The sequence below is a fragment of the Blautia sp. AM28-27 genome (assembly GCF_003480905.1).
GTDB lineage: Bacteria > Bacillota > Clostridia > Lachnospirales > Lachnospiraceae > Fusicatenibacter > Fusicatenibacter saccharivorans.
On the sequence record NZ_QUJK01000001.1, the window covers coordinates 781,282 to 798,727 of the forward strand.

20 protein-coding genes are annotated in these 17,446 nt (G+C 48.3%); 17 read left to right on the forward strand and 3 right to left on the reverse strand.

All coding sequences use genetic code 11. The annotated features are described in order from the left end of the window. Positions 1 to 2 precede the first annotated feature (2 nt). From DW743_RS03745 to DW743_RS18070, 7 genes are all read left to right on the forward strand, one after another. A complete protein-coding gene (locus tag DW743_RS03745) occupies positions 3 to 1,517 on the forward strand; it encodes an FtsW/RodA/SpoVE family cell cycle protein (RefSeq protein ID WP_117760323.1) in 1,515 nt (504 codons plus the stop codon). A gap of 55 nt (positions 1,518 to 1,572) precedes the next feature. Next, positions 1,573 to 2,931, forward strand: coding sequence for a peptidoglycan D,D-transpeptidase FtsI family protein (locus DW743_RS03750; protein WP_243034501.1), 1,359 nt, complete (start codon positions 1,573 to 1,575; stop codon positions 2,929 to 2,931). A 203-nt stretch (positions 2,932 to 3,134) separates the two neighbouring features. Beyond that, complete coding sequence (locus DW743_RS03755) at positions 3,135 to 3,611, forward strand: NUDIX hydrolase (RefSeq protein ID WP_117508996.1); 477 nt, start codon at positions 3,135 to 3,137, stop codon at positions 3,609 to 3,611. Next, a complete protein-coding gene (locus DW743_RS03760; protein WP_022461899.1) occupies positions 3,595 to 3,924 on the forward strand; it encodes a hypothetical protein in 330 nt (109 codons plus the stop codon). Before DW743_RS03755 ends, DW743_RS03760 begins: the two co-directional genes overlap by 17 nt. Next, positions 3,921 to 4,904 (forward strand): DUF2953 domain-containing protein, encoded by a 984-nt coding sequence (locus DW743_RS03765; RefSeq protein ID WP_117760322.1) that lies wholly within the window; start codon positions 3,921 to 3,923, stop codon positions 4,902 to 4,904. The genes DW743_RS03760 and DW743_RS03765 overlap by 4 nt, the downstream gene beginning before the upstream one ends. Positions 4,905 to 4,907: 3 nt before the next feature. Then, positions 4,908 to 5,312 carry a GerW family sporulation protein gene (locus DW743_RS03770; RefSeq protein WP_117760321.1) on the forward strand — a complete coding sequence of 135 codons (405 nt, stop codon included), beginning with the start codon at positions 4,908 to 4,910 and terminating at the stop codon, positions 5,310 to 5,312. A 6-nt stretch (positions 5,313 to 5,318) separates the two neighbouring features. After that, positions 5,319 to 5,465, forward strand: coding sequence for a hypothetical protein (locus tag DW743_RS18070; RefSeq protein ID WP_167622772.1), 147 nt, complete (start codon positions 5,319 to 5,321; stop codon positions 5,463 to 5,465). A gap of 393 nt (positions 5,466 to 5,858) precedes the next feature. Here the strand turns inward: DW743_RS18070 and rpmB are convergent, their stop codons facing one another. Next, positions 5,859 to 6,044 carry a 50S ribosomal protein L28 gene (rpmB, locus tag DW743_RS03775; protein ID WP_022461896.1) on the reverse strand — a complete coding sequence of 62 codons (186 nt, stop codon included), beginning with the start codon at positions 6,042 to 6,044 and terminating at the stop codon, positions 5,859 to 5,861. 244 nt (positions 6,045 to 6,288) lie between these two features. On the opposite strand from rpmB, the gene DW743_RS03780 reads away from it, so the two are divergent. The 4 genes from DW743_RS03780 to DW743_RS03795 all read left to right on the forward strand — a co-directional run bounded on the left by DW743_RS03780 (position 6,289) and on the right by DW743_RS03795 (position 11,205). Continuing rightward, positions 6,289 to 6,645: an Asp23/Gls24 family envelope stress response protein gene (locus DW743_RS03780; protein ID WP_022461895.1), complete on the forward strand. Its 357-nt coding sequence runs from the start codon at positions 6,289 to 6,291 to the stop codon at positions 6,643 to 6,645. A 24-nt stretch (positions 6,646 to 6,669) separates the two neighbouring features. Further along, the gene (locus DW743_RS03785) at positions 6,670 to 8,349 is read left to right on the forward strand and encodes a DAK2 domain-containing protein (RefSeq protein WP_022461894.1); all 1,680 of its coding nucleotides are present in this window, start codon (positions 6,670 to 6,672) and stop codon (positions 8,347 to 8,349) included. An 18-nt stretch (positions 8,350 to 8,367) separates the two neighbouring features. Then, complete coding sequence (gene recG, locus DW743_RS03790) at positions 8,368 to 10,422, forward strand: ATP-dependent DNA helicase RecG (RefSeq protein ID WP_117760320.1); 2,055 nt, start codon at positions 8,368 to 8,370, stop codon at positions 10,420 to 10,422. Between the two features lie 264 nt (positions 10,423 to 10,686). Next, positions 10,687 to 11,205 (forward strand): DUF6465 family protein, encoded by a 519-nt coding sequence (locus tag DW743_RS03795; protein WP_055265199.1) that lies wholly within the window; start codon positions 10,687 to 10,689, stop codon positions 11,203 to 11,205. Positions 11,206 to 11,317: 112 nt separating this feature from the next. Here the strand turns inward: DW743_RS03795 and DW743_RS03800 are convergent, their stop codons facing one another. Next, the gene (locus DW743_RS03800) at positions 11,318 to 11,539 is read right to left on the reverse strand and encodes an alpha/beta-type small acid-soluble spore protein (protein WP_022461891.1); all 222 of its coding nucleotides are present in this window, start codon (positions 11,537 to 11,539) and stop codon (positions 11,318 to 11,320) included. Positions 11,540 to 11,835: 296 nt separating this feature from the next. Between DW743_RS03800 and DW743_RS03810 the strand changes: the two genes are divergently transcribed. The 4 genes from DW743_RS03810 to DW743_RS03825 are packed head-to-tail and all read left to right on the forward strand — an operon-like array spanning position 11,836 to position 14,000. Next, complete coding sequence (locus DW743_RS03810) at positions 11,836 to 12,237, forward strand: methylglyoxal synthase (protein ID WP_022461890.1); 402 nt, start codon at positions 11,836 to 11,838, stop codon at positions 12,235 to 12,237. Positions 12,238 to 12,277: 40 nt separating this feature from the next. Beyond that, positions 12,278 to 12,856: a 16S rRNA (guanine(966)-N(2))-methyltransferase RsmD gene (rsmD, locus tag DW743_RS03815; protein ID WP_022461889.1), complete on the forward strand. Its 579-nt coding sequence runs from the start codon at positions 12,278 to 12,280 to the stop codon at positions 12,854 to 12,856. Continuing rightward, complete coding sequence (gene coaD, locus DW743_RS03820) at positions 12,853 to 13,365, forward strand: pantetheine-phosphate adenylyltransferase (protein ID WP_055265195.1); 513 nt, start codon at positions 12,853 to 12,855, stop codon at positions 13,363 to 13,365. The genes rsmD and coaD overlap by 4 nt, the downstream gene beginning before the upstream one ends. 11 nt (positions 13,366 to 13,376) lie before the next feature. After that, entirely contained in the window at positions 13,377 to 14,000 is a 624-nt protein-coding gene (locus DW743_RS03825; protein WP_055265193.1) for a hypothetical protein, read from the forward strand. Here DW743_RS03825 and DW743_RS03830 read toward each other — a convergent pair. Beyond that, a complete protein-coding gene (locus DW743_RS03830) occupies positions 13,974 to 14,924 on the reverse strand; it encodes a nucleoside recognition domain-containing protein (protein ID WP_055265191.1) in 951 nt (316 codons plus the stop codon). The genes DW743_RS03825 and DW743_RS03830 overlap by 27 nt on opposite strands. 76 nt (positions 14,925 to 15,000) lie before the next feature. On the opposite strand from DW743_RS03830, the gene DW743_RS03835 reads away from it, so the two are divergent. Together DW743_RS03835 and DW743_RS03840 are read left to right on the forward strand one after the other, a co-directional pair. Further along, the gene (locus tag DW743_RS03835; RefSeq protein ID WP_117760318.1) at positions 15,001 to 16,461 is read left to right on the forward strand and encodes an aminoacyl-histidine dipeptidase; all 1,461 of its coding nucleotides are present in this window, start codon (positions 15,001 to 15,003) and stop codon (positions 16,459 to 16,461) included. A 158-nt stretch (positions 16,462 to 16,619) separates the two neighbouring features. Then, the gene (locus tag DW743_RS03840) at positions 16,620 to 17,432 is read left to right on the forward strand and encodes a GTP pyrophosphokinase (RefSeq protein ID WP_055218019.1); all 813 of its coding nucleotides are present in this window, start codon (positions 16,620 to 16,622) and stop codon (positions 17,430 to 17,432) included. Positions 17,433 to 17,446: the final 14 nt, after the last annotated feature.

A 17,446-nucleotide genomic window follows, 5' to 3' on the forward strand; every position in this document is an offset into this window, starting at 1 on the left:
TTATGGAAAATACCATTGTTCAGTTATCAAAATATGTGATTACCTTCCTCATGATCTGTTTTACCGTGCAGTCGTTTGCTGCACTCAAAGAGCGGGATGAGGATGAGCGCCATTACATTCTGATGCGGCAGATCATCATGATCATTCTGATGAATTTCATCTGTTTCTTCGTGATGTTCCTGCAGGAGGGCGAAGTATCAACGATTCAGATGTTTCTGCTCACGATGGCGTATATCCTGGGCGTACAGATCCTGTACCGCCTGATTTACCGGAAGGCATCGATGATCCTGGTAAACAACATGTGTATGCTGCTCTCGATCAGCATGATTATTCTGACGAGACTGAGCGTGTCAAAGGCGATGTCCCAGTACAAAATTCTGGCGGCATCCACACTGCTCTGCTTCATCATTCCGGTCATTGTCCGAAAGGGCAAGTTCCTGAAAAATCTGACCTGGATTTACGCTGTGCTCGGAATTGCCATGCTTTCCGTCGTTATGGTGCTTGGCTTTACTTCCGGCGGTGCGAAGCTGTCGATCGAAATCCACGGCATTACGTTCCAGCTCTCCGAGATTGCCAAGATCACACTCGTGTTCTTTATGGCAGGCATGCTGCGCGAGGATAATTCCTTTGGAAACGTTGTGAAAGCAACGGTCATTGCGGCAGTTCATGTGCTGATCCTTGTTGCATCCACCGACCTTGGAACTGCGTTTGTCTTCTTTATGGCGTACGTGGTTGTAATCTATGTGGCAACGAGAAAAGCCAGATATCCGCTTTTGGGACTTGCGGGAATGAGTGCCGCCTGCGTTGTGGCGTATTTCCTGTTTTCCCATGTACGGAACCGTGTGGCACTCTGGCAGGATCCGATCGGAAACTGGGATATCAGCAGCCAGTTAGCACAGGGCCTCTTCGGCATGTGCTCCGGCGGATGGTTCGGAACCGGCCTTTTCGAGGGACGGCCTGACATTATCCCGGTTGCAACGAAAGACTTTATTTTCTGTGCGATCTGTGAGGAGATGGGCATTATCTTCGGAATCTGCCTGATTCTGCTGTGCATGTCCACATTCCTTCTGATTATCAATATTTCCATGAAGATGAGCAAACGGTTCTACAAACTGATTGCCATGGGTCTTGGAACGGAATATGCGACACAGGTGTTCCTCACCATCGGAGGAACCATTAAATTTATTCCTATGACAGGTATCACGCTGCCGCTGGTCAGCTATGGAGGAAGCTCTATGTTCTCCACGGTGCTGATGCTGTCGATCATTCAGGGATTGTACATCTTAAGGGAAGACGAAGGTGAGGAGCTTGAGAAAAGACAAAACAAGAAGAAACGAAACCAGCAGAAAAACGACCCAGGCGCCAAGAAAAAACGACGCCCGGACGAAGAGACCGAAAGACGAAAGAAGAGCGGCAGCCGGAACGACGGACAGGGAACCCGCCAGAAGTACCGCGAGCAGCCGGATGAATTCGAACGGCGGATCGAAGAGCAGACCGAGAACAGCCTCCACTGGTAAGGCGGCAAACAACGGCGCAGGGCCGTATCTGATCGTTTCGTTCCTGTTCGTGGCAATGTTTCTTGGGCTGATCGCGTATCTCGTTTACTTTAATGTCGTGCGGAAAGAAGAATTTCTGAATAGTTCTTACAATACGAGACAGAATAACTATGCAGAGCGCGTGATCCGCGGAACAATCTATTCTGCGGACGGCCAGGAACTGGCAAAGACGACGACAGATGAAAACGGGGATGAGGTAAGAACGTATCCGTTCGGCAGCCTGTTTGCGCAGGTGGTTGGCTACACGGGAAAAGGAAACAGCGGCCTCGAATCTTCCTACAACTATATGCTGATGGAGTCCCATACAAGTAAGTTAAAGCAGGTAAAGAATGAATTCAGCGATGCGAAGAACCCGGGAGACAGTCTCTATACAACGCTGAATACAACACTCCAGCAGGCCGCGGCCGATGCACTGGACGGATACCGCGGTGCAGTTGTCGTGCTGGAGGCAAAAACGGGCCGTGTACTTGCCAATGTGAGCAATCCGGTTTTTAATCCTAATACGATTGATGAGGACTGGGAGGCACTGAACGCAGACGATGAGAGCGGCGTGTTTCTGAACCGCGGTCTGCAGGGAAGATATCCGCCGGGATCTACGTTCAAGATTGTTACTTCGCTTGCGTATCTCCGTCAGAACGGCACACTGGACGGTTTTTCGTTCGACTGTGACGGTGAGCTGACAGCAGGAAACTATACGATTCACTGCTCCGGTGGTGAAGTGCATGGACCGGAAGATTTTGCAGGTGCGTTTGCACATTCGTGCAACTCTGCCTTTGCACAGATTGGCCTTGGGCTGGATAAAGATGCCTTCCGCTCGCTGGCGGATTCCCTGTATCTGAACAGCCGTCTGGATCTGGAGCTTCCGACCAGCAAAAGTTCTTTCGATCTTGATTCGACAACGGCGGATGCTCTTGTGATGCAGACCTCCATTGGCCAGGGCGATACGCTGGTAACACCGATGGAGATGGCACTGATCGCCTCCGCGGTTGCAAATGACGGAGAAATGATCAAACCGCGTTATGTGGATAACATTGTGTCTGCGGACGGACAGGCAGTCAAAACCTTTTACAAAGAGTCTCTTGGCACGGTAATGTCCGAGAGCGAAGCCAATACGCTGACAGAGCTGATGAAAGGCGTTGTCCAGAACGGAACTGCAGTTTCACTTTCGGATCTGCCGTACAATATCGCCGGTAAAACAGGAACCGCAGAACACGGAAGCGACGGAGAGACACCGCATTCCTGGTTTGTCGGATTCTCCAATGCGGATGATCCTGATATTGTCATTGCTGTTGTGGCAGAAAACGGCGGATATTCGAGTGAAGTCGCTGTACCGATTGCAAGACAGGTAATTGAAGCATATTATGCACAGCAGTAAACGATGAAAAAAACGCGTTCGAACCGGAAAGGATGGGTTCGGGCGCGTTTTCTGAATTTTTAGAAAAATGTTAGAAAAAGGATGCGGTTTTAAGGTTGCGCGGGGGCGGGAAAAGAGGTATACTTTTTAACAGAAGATCTGGCGGCAAGCGGGAAGAAAAGAGCTGTCAGAGAATGGAAAAAGCCAGAAGGAGCTTAAAACGTATGATCGAAGCAGTAAGCTGCGGAGGTATCGTAATCTACCGTGGAAAAATATTGACGCTTTACAAAAGCTACCGCAACAAATATGAAGGCTGGGTTCTGCCGAAAGGAACCGTTGAGCCGGGAGAAACCCATGAACAGACTGCTGTCCGCGAGGTATATGAGGAGTCCGGCGTGCACGGCACCATCATCAAGTACGTGGGAAAAAGCCAGTACAGCTTCAGCATTCCGGAGGACACCGTGGAAAAAGAGGTGCACTGGTATCTGATGGTCTCATCCGGCTACTACAGCCGTCCACAGAGAGAAGAATACTTTGTGGATTCGGGCTATTACAAGTATCACGAAGCATATCATCTGCTGAAGTTTTCCAATGAACGGCAGATTCTGGAAAAGGCCTATCAGGAGTATCTGGAACTGAAGAGAGCAAATTTATGGAAGGTTCAGCCACAAGCTCAGGGAAAATATGGTAAACTGGTATAAAAATCTGTACGTCGGGGATACTGCAAAAAAGAAACAGAAAAAATGGATGCGCCGGATTGAGAACAAAAAAGCAGTTCCGGGAGTCTGGCTCCTCACACTGCCTTCCAATCAGCAGAACAATCTGGATGTAATTCCGGCGGATCTGCTTTTACAGCCGGCCGTGCGGAGAAACTGTCCGATGATTGTCGGACTTGCCGTGTCGCGCGAGGAAGCTTTTGAGCTTGTGGAGGCGATCGCATTGGAAACTTATCGGGAAACCGGAGAAGTAAAAATCCGGGAATGGCTGCTGAACCGGATTGAGGGATGTGAATGATACATATACTATTCATGATTTTGAAGGCACTGGGGATTTTACTCCTTGTTTTACTGTTTCTCGTGCTTCTTATCGTCTGCACCGTCCTGTTTCTTCCTTTTTGCTACCGGGCGCAGGTTCTGAAAGAAGAAGAGGGATTTGCCTGCGTAAAAGCGAGCGGAAGAGTATCGTGGCTTTTCGGAGCTGTCGCGCTGACGGCCTCGTATGAGGAACAGAAGTCGGAGGCGCAGATTCTGCTTTTCGGGGCATCACTGGAAACATGGAAACGGCGGCTGAAAAAGATCCGCCGGGGAGAAGCGTCCGTGCCCCGGACGGAGGAAAATGAGACAGAAAATGCGCTGGAAGCAGAAAAAACAGCAGAGCAGAAAGCACCGGACCAGAAAGAAAAGCAGCAGAAGGTGACAGCACAGAAGGAGCAGCCAGAGCAAGAGCAGGAACCGGATGCGCCGAAAAAAAGCATTCTGGAACGGTTTTTCGGAAGGATCGAATATCTTCCGGAAAAACTGCTGAATCTTGCCAGCCGTCTGCTGCAGACAGCTTTCCGGCTGTTGGAACTTCCGTTCCGTCTGCTTGAAAAACTGGAGCAGAAAATCCAGGCAGGCAGACGGTTAAAAAGAAAGTGGGAGAGTGTGAAAAAATTCTTCCGTTCGAAGATGTTCCGTGAGGCGCTGCTCCATGCAAAGAAAGAAGTGCTTTATTTCCTGAAGAAAGCAGCACCGAAAAAAGTAACCGGCACAGTCCGGTTCGGATTTAACGATCCGGCACTGACCGGAGAGACACTCGGCATTCTGGGTATGATTTATGGAAAACTGCCGAAAGACCTTTCCATCCAGCCGGATTTCGAACAGGAAATTCTCCAGGGCGATGTCCGGATGAAAGGAAGTTTTCAGGCTGTGACAGCAGCCGGCATTGCACTTCGATTATTCCGGGATCAGAATCTTCGGAAAACCATACGACATTTCAAACACAAGGAGGCCTAAAAGATGGCAGAAAAGGACAACACATTTCAGAATACCGTAGAAGCACTGTTCCGCGGAATGGACAGTTTTATCACAACAAAGACGGTCGTAGGTGAGGCGATCCACATTGAGGATACGATTCTTCTGCCGCTGGTAGACGTTTCCTTCGGCGTGGGAGCGGGCGCATTCGCAGAAAATGCAAAGAACAATGCAGGAGGCGGTATGGGCGGAAAAATTTCTCCGAGCGCCGTTCTTGTCATCAGCAAAAACGGAACGCGTCTGGTCAACATCAAAAACCAGGATGCTGTGACCAAAATCATTGACATGGCTCCGGATCTGATCAGCCGCTTTACCGGCAAAAAGGAAGAGGACGGGTATACCGCAGAGAAAGTAGAGCATATAATAAACCAAGAGGCGGATAAGGAGTAAGCTCGTTTGTGCAGAATTTTAGGTTTTCTGCTGTTTTGGATGGGGGTCGGGCTTCTCATCAGCCTGATGATCCGCAGCTCATTTCTTACGGTTCTTGCGGCCGCTCTGCTGCTGTGCGTGGGATATCATCTGTTCTGCAATACAGGGGAATAGTGAAAGATGCACAAAAAGATCGGAAATGAACTGGCTGATTTGTACAGAGAAATACTTGCAAAATGAAGAAAGCTGCGCTATAATAAGTCCATCTTAAATGAATCAGCCAACTATACTAATATCATAGATCAAGACGAGGGCGTCTTACCAGAATGAAAGTTTCGGTAGGATGCTCTTTTTCTTTTGCTAAGCATATGGATCGTTGGCAGGTTCAGCTTAAGAGACCACGCTATTTTTTTCTCCCTTTTAAAATATAAAAAATAGAGCACAACAGGGCATAAGCGAAAACTTATGTCCTGTTTGCTCTTCCCAGAACTTTTTTTAAAATCTTAATTCTATTTTTAAACAGCAAAAAAGCCTTCCCGGACTGGAAAGGCCTTTTAACCATTCAACTTATGCACGCTCTACTTTTCCGGATCTTAAGCAGGAAGTACATACGTACATTTTCTGCGGTACACCGTCAACTTTAACTTTGACAGATTTTACGTTAGATTTCCACATTTTATTGCTTCTTCTATGTGAATGACTTACGTTGTTTCCGAAATGAGCACCCTTCTCACAAATTGCACACTTTGCCATGATTGCACCTCCTTGACATACGTACTTGAGTCAAAACGCATTTTAGACTCACAACATAAGTCATTCTAACAGATCTATACCGGTTTTGCAAGTAAAAAATGAAAAAATTATATGAATTTTGAAGGTTTTTCATTTTAAACTTTCTTTTTTGCGGAAAAGCGGTTATAATGTATCGTAGAGTGGAGTCAGTTATTCCTGTCTCCATGTGTTTTGAATAGTATGATGGAATTGGAGGATACAAGGCATGAAAGGTCGTATGAATACAGGCTTGGGAGAAATCGTAATCAATCCGGATGTAATCGCCCTGTATGCGGGCAGCGTTGCTGTGGAGTGCTTCGGCATTGTCGGAATGGCAGCGGTAAACATGAAAGATGGACTGGTCAAACTTCTGAAAAAAGAGAGTCTGACACACGGAATCAATGTATCGATTTCGGAAAATAAAATTTCCCTGGATTTCCACGTGATTGTTTCTTACGGAGTCAGTATTTCTGCCGTAACAGATAACCTGATCAATAATGTGAAATACAAGGTGGAAGAGTTCACCGGAATGGAAATTGAAAAAATCAACATCCTGGTTGAAGGCGTTCGCGTCATCGACTGATGGTAATAGGAGGAAATGAAGAAAGTGGCTACAAATACAATTGATGCCGGCTTACTGGCAAAAATGTTTCTGGCTGGTGCAAAAAATCTGGAAGTAAAGAAAGAGTGGATCAATGAGCTGAACGTGTTCCCGGTACCGGACGGCGACACAGGTACCAACATGACGCTGACGATCATGTCCGCAGTCAAGGAAGTAAACTCGCTCACAGAAGTGAACATGTACAACCTTTCCAAGGCAATCTCTTCCGGTTCTCTGCGCGGTGCCAGAGGTAACTCTGGCGTTATTCTTTCCCAGCTCCTTCGTGGCTTTACCAAGAAGATCCGCGACTATCAAGAGCTGAATGCAGAGATTCTTGCAGAGGCAATGGAAAAAGCAGTCGAGACTGCATACAAAGCCGTTATGAAGCCAAAAGAAGGTACCATCCTGACCGTGGCAAAGGGAGCAGCAGAGAAAGCAGCAGAGCTTGCACCGGAAAGCGAAGATCTGAACGCATTCATCGAGGACGTTCTCGCGCATGCAGAGTACGTGCTCTCCCAGACACCAGAGATGCTTCCGGTATTAAAAGAGGCAGGCGTTGTGGATTCCGGCGGACAGGGTCTCTTAACCGTACTGCAGGGCGCATATGACGCGTTCCTCGGGAAAGAGATTGATCTGAATTTCGAGATGCCGGAAGCAAAGACAGAATTTGTCAGACCGTCCAAAGAGACAGAAAAAGAAATCAAATTCGGCTACTGCACCGAGTTTATCATTATGCTGGAAAACCCGCTTCCGGATGAAGAGGTTTATGCATTCAAAGATTTCCTGAATGGAATCGGAGATTCGATCGTTCTCGTTGCAGACGATGAGCTGGTTAAGGTACACGTACATACCAACGATCCTGGAAAAGCAATTTCCAAGGCGCTGACGTACGGACAGCTGACCAGAATGAAGATCGACAACATGCGTGAGGAGCATCAGGAGCGCCTGATCAAGAACGCAGAAAAGATCGCAGCACAGCAGGCAGAGGAAGATAAGAAGAGAAAAGAAGCAGCAAAACAGCCGCCGAAGGAGAACGGATTCATCGCCGTGTCCATCGGAGAGGGAATCAAAGAGATCTTCCAGGGACTCGGTGTTGATTACCTGATCGAGGGCGGTCAGACCATGAACCCGAGCACCGAGGATATGCTGACTGCAATTGAGAAGGTCAATGCAAAGAATATCTTTATTCTGCCGAACAACAAAAATATCATCCTCGCAGCAAATCAGGCAAAAGCCATGACTGAGGACAAAAATATCATCGTTGTTCCGACCAAAACCGTTCCGCAGGGCATCACAGCCATGATCAGCTATGTGCCGGAGAAATCTGCAGAAGAGAACGAGGAGGCCATGACAGAGGGCATCCAGATGGTAAAAACCGGTCAGGTAACGTACGCGGTACGTGATACCCACATCGATGAGAAAGAGATCCATCAGGGCGACATCATGGGACTTGGCGATCATGGACTTCTCGCTGTCGGACAGGATATTCTTACCGTTGCAGAAGAAACCATCCGCGCCATGGTCGATGAGGACAGCGAGCTGATCAGCATCTACTACGGTGAAGATATGAGTGAGGAAGATGCCGAAAGCCTTGGCGAAAAAATCGAGCAGGCATATCCGGACTGCGATGTGGAAGTAAACTATGGCGGACAGCCGATTTACTACTGTGTCGTTTCGGTTGAATAAGAGTAAGGAAAGAAAAATATGAATACGGAACCCCTGACAACACTGAAGGGGATCGGTGAAAAAACGGAGAAGCTGTTTGCAAAAGTAGGAATCTACAATTTGCAGCAGCTTCTGCATTATTATCCAAGAGATTATGACTGCTATGCAGAGCCGGTTCCCCTTCGCGAATGCAGACAAGAGGAAAAGAATGCGGTATACGGAAGAATTGTCCACAGTCCGTCGGTAAAAGGAAACCAGAGAAAGAGCGTCGTTGTCCTGGAACTCTACGAGGAGCCGGTGCGGCTGCAGCTTACCTGGTTTAATATGCCGTTTCTGCGGAGCACGCTGAAGAAAGGCAGTGTTTTTATCTTCCGCGGAAAGATACAGGAAAAATCAGGCCGTCTCGTGATGGAGCAGCCGGAAATCTTCACTCCTGCCGCATACCATGAGCTTCTGGCAAGTCTTCAGCCGGTTTATGGGCTGACAGCCGGTCTCACGAACAAGATGGTGAGCAAGGCCGTTGCACAGGTGCTGGAACGATGCGCACCTGCGCAGGACTATCTGCCGGAAAAAATCCGTGCCCGGTATGAACTCTGTGAAATCAATTATGCCCTCCATGAGGTTCATTTTCCAAAAGACCAGGAGCATCTGGAAACGGCGCGGCGCAGAATTGTGTTCGAAGAGTTTTTTCTCTTCATCCTGTCCCTGCGGCAGTTAAAAGAGCAGACGGAGGGAATTACCAATGTGTTCCCGATCCGCGCCGTCTGGAAGACGGAGGAAGTCATCGAAAATATGCCGTACCGTCTCACGAATGCACAGATGCGCGTGTGGGGCGAACTGGAGCGGGACTTAAAAGGCCATACCCGCATGGCGCGGCTGGTACAGGGAGATGTCGGAAGCGGAAAGACGATTCTGGCATTCCTTGCAATGATTATGACAGCTGAGAACGGCTACCAATCGGCGCTGATGGTTCCGACGGAGGTTCTGGCGCGGCAGCATTATGAATCGCTCTGCACTCTGTTGAAAGAAAACAATCTGACGGGATACAATCCCCGCCTTCTGACTGGATCCACGAAAGCAAAAGAACGCCGGGAATTCTATGCCAGTCTGGAAGACGGAAGCTGCAAAATGGTGATCGGCACACATGCACTGATTCAGGAAAAGGTACAGTACAAAAATCTGGCGCTTGTCATCACAGACGAACAGCACCGCTTCGGTGTCCGGCAGAGAACGGCACTTGCTGAAAAAGGGGAACCGCCGAATGTTCTCGTTATGAGTGCAACGCCGATTCCAAGAACCCTGGCTATCATTCTGTACGGAGATCTTTCGATTTCTGTGATTGATGAACTTCCGGCGAAGCGTCTGCCGATCAAAAACTGTGTGGTGGATACGTCTTACCGTCCAAAAGCTTACCGCTTTATCACGCGTCAGGTCGAACTGGGCCGTCAGGCGTATGTGATCTGCCCGATGGTGGAGGAGAGCGAGGGTCTGGAAGCGGAAAACGTCACCGACTATACACAGCTCCTGAAAAAAGAGCTGCTGGGCATCACAGTAGAGATGCTGCACGGACAGATGAAGGCGGCGCAGAAAAACGAGATCATGGAGCGGTTCGCCAGCGGAGAAATCCAGGTACTCGTCTCGACGACAGTCGTGGAGGTCGGTGTCAACGTGCCGAATGCGACGGTGATGATGGTGGAAAATGCCGAACGGTTCGGCCTTGCACAGCTCCATCAGCTCCGCGGACGTGTCGGAAGAGGAGAGCATCAGTCCTACTGTATTTTCATCCGCGGAAACAAAGATCAGGAGACCGCCAAACGTCTGGAAATCCTGAACCATTCGAACGACGGGTTTTATATTGCTTCGGAAGATTTGAAACTGCGCGGCAGCGGCGATCTGCTGGGAACGCGCCAGAGCGGGGATATGGAATTCCAGATGGCAGATATTTTCCGGGATGCCGATATCCTGCAGAAAGCGAGTGAGGCGGCTTCAGAACTGCTTGCCGACGATCCTTATTTTGAAAAACCGGAGCATGAACTGCTGAAAAAGGTAATGAAATCGTATCTTGATCTGGAAAACCACGACATTGGATTGTGAAAAATTACAAAAAAAATCCGGCTTTAAAATGCAAAATCGGATAAAAGTAACAGCCTGATTGGATAGTATGGAAAATGACTGTACAATTTCGTGGAAAATTCGTGCGAAATCAGATATTACTTGAAATGACAAAAAAATTCATGTATCATAAACAAGGAATCAAAAAATGTGCGGACCGTGAGTGTCAAGCGTTCGCCTGAATAATAGTTCGCAGGATGGCTCTTCCAAAATATACAGGGCCGGTCCAAATGGGAGGAAACAGATATGGTAAAGAAAAAACCAGCTGCCCAGGCTAAGACAGCAGAGAACGAGACAGTAAAAGTAGAGACCAAAGCAGCAGAAAAAACAACCGCAGCAGAGAAAGAAGCTGTAAAAGAAGTTGCAAAAGAAGTTGTAAAGGAAACTGCAGCAGCAGAGGAAGCACCTGCAAAAGCAGAAGAAAAACCGGCAGCAAAAGCTGCAAAAACAACCCGCACAACAGCAAAGAAAACAACGACAAAGAAAGCGGCTGCACCGAAAAAACCAGCAGCAGTGAAAAAGCCGGCAGAGAAAAAATCACCTGCAAAAGCAGCAAAGAAAGAAGCGGAGCAGGAGATGATTCTGCAGTTCGGCGGAAGAGAAATCAAGGAGAAAGATCTGTACGAGAGAATCCAGCAGATCTGGATCGAAGGATATGGCAAGAAAGCAGAGGAATTAAAGAGCCTGAAGGTTTATGTAAAACCGGAGGAATTTACTGCTTACTACGTAATCAATGATGATGTAACCGGAAGCATTGATCTGTAAGTATTATGTACCAGCTCTGCAGGAGCAAGAAAAAAGCGTGAGCTTTTCCGAAAAGAAAAGAGCTCACGCTTTTTGATGCCTGTTCCGGCATCAGGATGTTATACCGGGATGATTAGTACTGGCCAGAAGAACCGCCGGACATCTGGCGTTCCTGCTGCTCAATCATCTTTTTGACCATATAACCTCCGACAGAACCATTCTGTTTGGAAGTCAGGTTACCGTTGTAGCCATCACTGAGCGGCACGCCGAGTTCGCTTGCCACCTCAAATTTGAATTTGTCCAGAGCGCCTTTTGCTTCTGGTACTGCTGCGGTATTCGATGAACGATTCGCCATGTTCATTCCCTCCTTTATCTTTGTGCTTGTTAAAAGCTGCTGTGAAGCAGATCCGGATGTGTTTTTCATCTGTTCTGCTACGGTCATAGTATGTGGAAAGAAAACAAAAATAAACTTCCAGATTCTGTATTTTTTCCGGAAAAGCGGAGAAAGTAAAAGAAGAAGGAAAAATGGAACGTCAGAAAAAAATATAAAAACTGTGTAAAAAATTCACAAAAAGAATTGCGTATTGAAAATAAATTTGTTATAATTGCTGTACATGGTAGTAAAAACAGGAGAAGGGGCGGTTTGCAGTAATGAATATTGGAATCATAGCACACAACAGCAAGAAGAGTTTGATCGAGGATTTCTGTATTGCATACAAGGGAATCCTCATGAAACATGAGGTGTACGCCACCGGAACCACCGGACGGCGGATTGAAGAGGTGACGAACCTTCATGTACACAAGTTTCTGCCTGGAAGCGTAGGCGGAGACAAACAGTTTACCGAGATGATTGAACGCGGCGATATGGATATGGTAATTTTCTTTTACAATCCGACGATGATCAATCCGAAAGAGCCGGATGTCTACAAAATTATCCGTACCTGCGACCAGTACAATATCCCGATTGCAACAAATATCGGAACCGCGGAGTCTCTGATTTTGGGACTTGCAAGAGGAGATCTGGACTGGAGAGAGCAGTTGAAAGCCGACTGATCCATCAAACAAAAACAGTAAGGACGAAAATAAGACCAACATGAGAGTAATAGCAGGAAAATGCCGGAGTCTTCCATTAAAGACGGTTCCCGGCAGACAGACCCGGCCGACGACGGACCGGATCAAAGAAACCTTATTTAACATGCTTCAGCCGTATCTGCCGGATGCGCGTTTTCTCGATCTGTTCGCCGGAAGCGGGGCGATCGGAATCGAGGCGTTGAGCCGCGGCGCCGAGCGCGCGTGGTTCGTAGAGCAGAACAAAGCTGCAGCAGACTGTATCCGGCAGAATTTAAAATTTACGAAGCTGGAACAGCAGGCAGTGCTCCTGCCCATGGAAGCGCATGCAGCTCTGCAGTCGCTTCAGGGACAGGAGCCTTTTGACTGCATTTTTATGGACCCGCCATACGATAAGGGACTGGAAAAGGACGTGCTGTATGCGTTCCGCGACGCCTCTTTTATCGGTGAGGATACCTTAATTATTGTAGAAGCATCGCTGAATACTGATTTCGACTGGGCGGAGGATGCCGGATACGAAATTCTGAAGAAAAAAATCTATAAGACAAATGTCCATGTATTCCTTACCCCGAAAAGCAAACACGAAGGAGTAAAAGAATCATGAAGACAGCCGTATACCCGGGAACTTTTGACCCTGTAACGTATGGTCATCTGGATGTTATCTTGCGTGCATCCAAGCTTTTTGACCGCGTAATCGTGGGAGTTTTACATAATTCCTCAAAATCTCCGTTGTTTTCTGTGGAAGAACGTGTTAATATACTAAAGAAAGCGACCCAGGACATTCCAAATGTCGAAGTCCGTTCTTTCAGCGGGCTCGCTGTTGATTTTGCGAAGGAATGCCAGGCGCATACGATCGTCCGCGGACTCCGCGCGATCACAGACTTTGAATATGAACTGCAGATGGCACAGACGAACCGCGTTCTGGAACCGGAAGTAGATACCACGTTTCTGATTACCTCGCTGGAGTATGCGTACCTCAGCTCCACGGTAGTAAAAGAAGTAGCTGCTTTTGGCGGCGACATTCACAAATTTGTTCCGGATTTTGTGGAAAAAGAAATCCGCGCAAAGTATGCCGCCCGAAATTCAGAAGGAATGCCGCAGGATAAAAGATAAGGAGAATTAAAATGAGCAGCAGAATTGAACAGATCATCGAAGAAATTGAGGAGTATGTAGAGAGCTGTAAATATCAGCCGCTGTCTACCACCAAAATCGTTGTAAATAAAGAAGAATTAGAAGAGCTTCTCCGTGAGCTCCGTCTGAAAACACCGGACGAGATCAAACGGTACCAGAAGATCATCAGCAACAAAGATGCGATTCTGGCAGATGCACAGAACAAGGCAGATGCCATCATTGCAGAGGCACAGGCAAAGGCAAGAGAGATGGTAGAGCAGAGTGAAGTGATGCAGTCAGCATACGCACAGGCAAATGAGACCGTCAACAATGCAAACCAGCAGGCACAGGAAATCCTGGATGCTGCAACCAACGATGCCAACAGCATCCGTCTCGGTGCCATCGGATATACCGATGATATGCTTGCCAACTTAAGCAATATTATGACGACTGCATTAAACGATGCAGGAGAGAAATACAACAGCTTTGTAGAATCCCTGACAAGCTGCTACAATACCGTTGTTCAGAACAGAAGTGAGCTCTCCCCGCAGGGTGCTCCGGAAGAAGAGCAGCCAGAGGAAGAAGTTGTCGTACCGGAATATGATCCGGCATCAGAAGAGGAAAGCGAAGAGGAATAAACCAAGCGTTCCTGCGAAAGCAGCACAGCAGAGCTTCCCGGCAAGATAAGGCCAGAGGGGCAGACCGCTGTTATGGATCATACAGTTTGTCTGGGCAGCGACAGAGAGACCGCCGAAGGCGGCGCAGGTAAGGATAGCAGAGACTTTTCCGGCGTAAGGAAGAGAGGACGCGGCAAGCTGTGCGATTCCCGTCGTGATTTCCAGCACGCCGCAGAGCAGGGGCGAGGCGGAACCAAACGGATGCAGATCCATCAGAAGTCCGGACAGAATGGAAAACAGGATGATGTATCCGCCAAGCTGTGTAATGATTTCAAATCCGTTCATGATAGAGGTGTCCAGCAGGTTTCCTTTGGAAGTCTGTTTTGACATCTCTTTTTTTTCCACGGAATGTGTCCGATGGGCGGTGTGCCGGTGCAGGCGGAAGCGGCGGAAAACAAGCCGGAACAGAAAACCAGTTAGAAAATTGGAACCGTAGAGCACGCCGAAGACGAACCCGGGATGGATCTGTCCGGAAAACGCAGTTAAGATAACATAGGAAGACAGAAAAGCAGGACTCGGACTGCTGCAGAAGGTTAAAAGATAGCACGCTTCGTTCCGGTCAATTTCTTCTGCCTCATAGAGCTGGGCAGTGATGCGCGCTCCCATGGGAAAACCGCAGAAAAGACCGAGAAAAAGTGCATAAAACCCAGCCGGGGAAAGACCGAAAACCGTTTGAAAAAAAACTTCTGCACGGGCAGAGATCCGCCGCGCGGCTCCTGTTTCCAGAAGAAGAGATGTCAGAATCAGAAACGGCAGAAGTGACGGAAGAATGGTATGAAACCAGAGATTGACACCCTCGCAGGCATAGAAAAAAGTCCGCGCGGGAAAGATAAGAAGACAGAAAAAAAGAAGCAGGGAAGAGAGAAATAAAAGTGATTTTTTCATGACGTTCGAACCTCCTCCCGCTTTCTAAAATAGAGTATGACGAAGCTTTGAAAAAAAGAAGATGGGAGAAGAAAAAATGAGCGTATTAGCAGGATTAAAACCGGAACGTGTATTTTATTATTTTGAAGAGCTCTGCCGCATTCCGCACGGCTCCGGAAACACAAAAGAAGTGAGCGACTATCTGGTTCAGTTTGCAAGGGACCATGAATTATCCTGGTATCAGGATGCGTCCAACAACGTGATCATCCGCCGCCCGGCATCGAAGGGATGTGAATTGGCTCCGACCGTGATTCTGCAGGGCCACTGCGATATGGTCTGCGAGAAGAAGCCGGGCAGCAGCCACGATTTTACGAAGGACGGCCTTGAGCTTCACATCGACGGCGATGAGATTTATGCCAGGGACACGACGCTTGGCGGAGACGACGGAATTGCCGTTGCCTATATGCTGGCTGTGCTGGAATCGGATGATCTGCAGCTTCCGGCCATCGAGGCACTGATTACGACGGATGAAGAGATCGGACTGCTCGGCGCAGCAGCATTAAACGGGAATGAATTAAAGGGAAGAACACTGTTAAATATGGATTCTGAAGAGGAAGGCATTCTCACCGTATCGTGCGCAGGCGGTATGACAGCCATGATGGATCTGCCGGTGCGCAGAAGCGAAGTGATGGGTGAGCAGATGGAAGTGACGATTTCCGGTCTTGCCGGTGGCCATTCCGGTACGGAAATCCACAAAAACCGTGCCAACTCCAACATTCTGGCGGGCCGTTTCCTGTACGAACTGGCAGGAAAGATGGATTATGCCCTGATCGAGCTGGAGGGCGGTTTAAAAGACAACGCCATTCCGCGGACAACCCGCATGCTTCTTGCCATCGACGGCGGAGAGAAAGAGATCTTAAAAGAGGAAGCATCACGCTTCACCGAAAATCTTTGCAGAGAGTACAGCGGAACAGATGACGGTATTACCGTTACGGTAGAGAAAACAGGCGAGGGCGCTGCACCGGCGCTTCATCCGGTCAGCCTGCAGAAAACCGTCTTTTTCCTGATGAATCTTCCGAACGGGGTACAGAAGATGAGCGGCCAGATCCCGGGACTGGTGGAAACATCCCTGAACCTCGGTATTCTGAAATTAGAGCCGGATCACCTGCATGCGTGTGCAAGTGTGCGGAGCTCCGTGGGAAGTGCAAAGGAAGCCCTTTCCGACAAGCTGGAGTATCTGATCGGTTTCCTGGGCGGTGAGTTCCACGTAGAGGGCGCGTACCCGGCATGGGAGTATAAAGAGGATTCTGCCCTCCGCGATCTGATGGTGGCGGAATATGAAGCCATGTATGGACAGAAACCGGCAGTGGAAGCGATTCATGCCGGACTGGAATGCGGTCTGTTCTATGAAAAGCTTTCCGGTCTTGACTGTGTATCTTTCGGCCCGAACATGAAAGCAATCCACACGACCGAGGAGCGGCTTTCGATTTCCTCCGTGGAGAGAACGTATCAGTACCTGTGCCGCGTTCTGGAGCAGCTTTCGAAACGGCAGGCATAAAAAACTGCCCGTGTCTATTTCAAAAAAGTTTCTGAAAAACAGTCATAAAACAGAAAAGACAGGCATAAAGTAACAGGGTGGGGATTGAATTTCCAAAGCGTTTACCATCCGATAAGAAAAATGGCTGAAAGCAGGAGCAAAAAAGGAGATTAGGGGACATGGATATACTGTTATGGCATGAGATTCTGGAACCATACGAGCTGGCTGTCAAGGAATTACAGGTGAAATTCCGGCATCTGATCAAGGAGCACCACGGAAAAGGGCTGTACTCACCGATCGAGAGCGTGAGCGGCCGTGTGAAGAGTGTTTCCAGTATTCTGGAAAAAATGCAGAGAAAGGGCATTGTGCCCGAAGAGATGGAGGAGCAGGTGGAGGATATCGCGGGCATCCGCATCATCTGCCAGTTCGTTGAAGATATCGAAAAGGTTGCCGACCTGATCCAGAAGCGGTCGGATATTGAGATTAAGAGCGAGAAAGACTACATCCGCCACATGAAGGACAGCGGTTACCGGAGTTATCACCTCATTGTTTACTATACCGTGGAGACGATGAACGGCCCGAAGCGCATCCAGGTGGAAATCCAGATCCGCACGATGGCGATGGATTTCTGGGCGACGATTGAGCACTCGCTGCAGTACAAATATAAGGCAAACATTCCGGATCACATCCGGGAGCGCTTAAGCGCAGCTGCAAAGGCGATTATTGTGCTGGATAATGAGATGTCCTCTGTGCGGAGTGAGATTATGGATGCACAGAATTCCTCCCAGATACAGCGGAATCTGATCACGGATATCCTGAATAATATCGAGAATCTTTACAAGGTGACGAACAAACGCGAAGTAGAAAAAATTCAGGATGAGTTTTATCACATCTATGCGCAGAACGATCTGCAGGAGTTAAAACGGTTCCACAAAGAACTGGATCTGATTGCAGAGGGATACCGCGCACAGGCAATTACAGACGAACTTTAGAACAAAAGGGGATA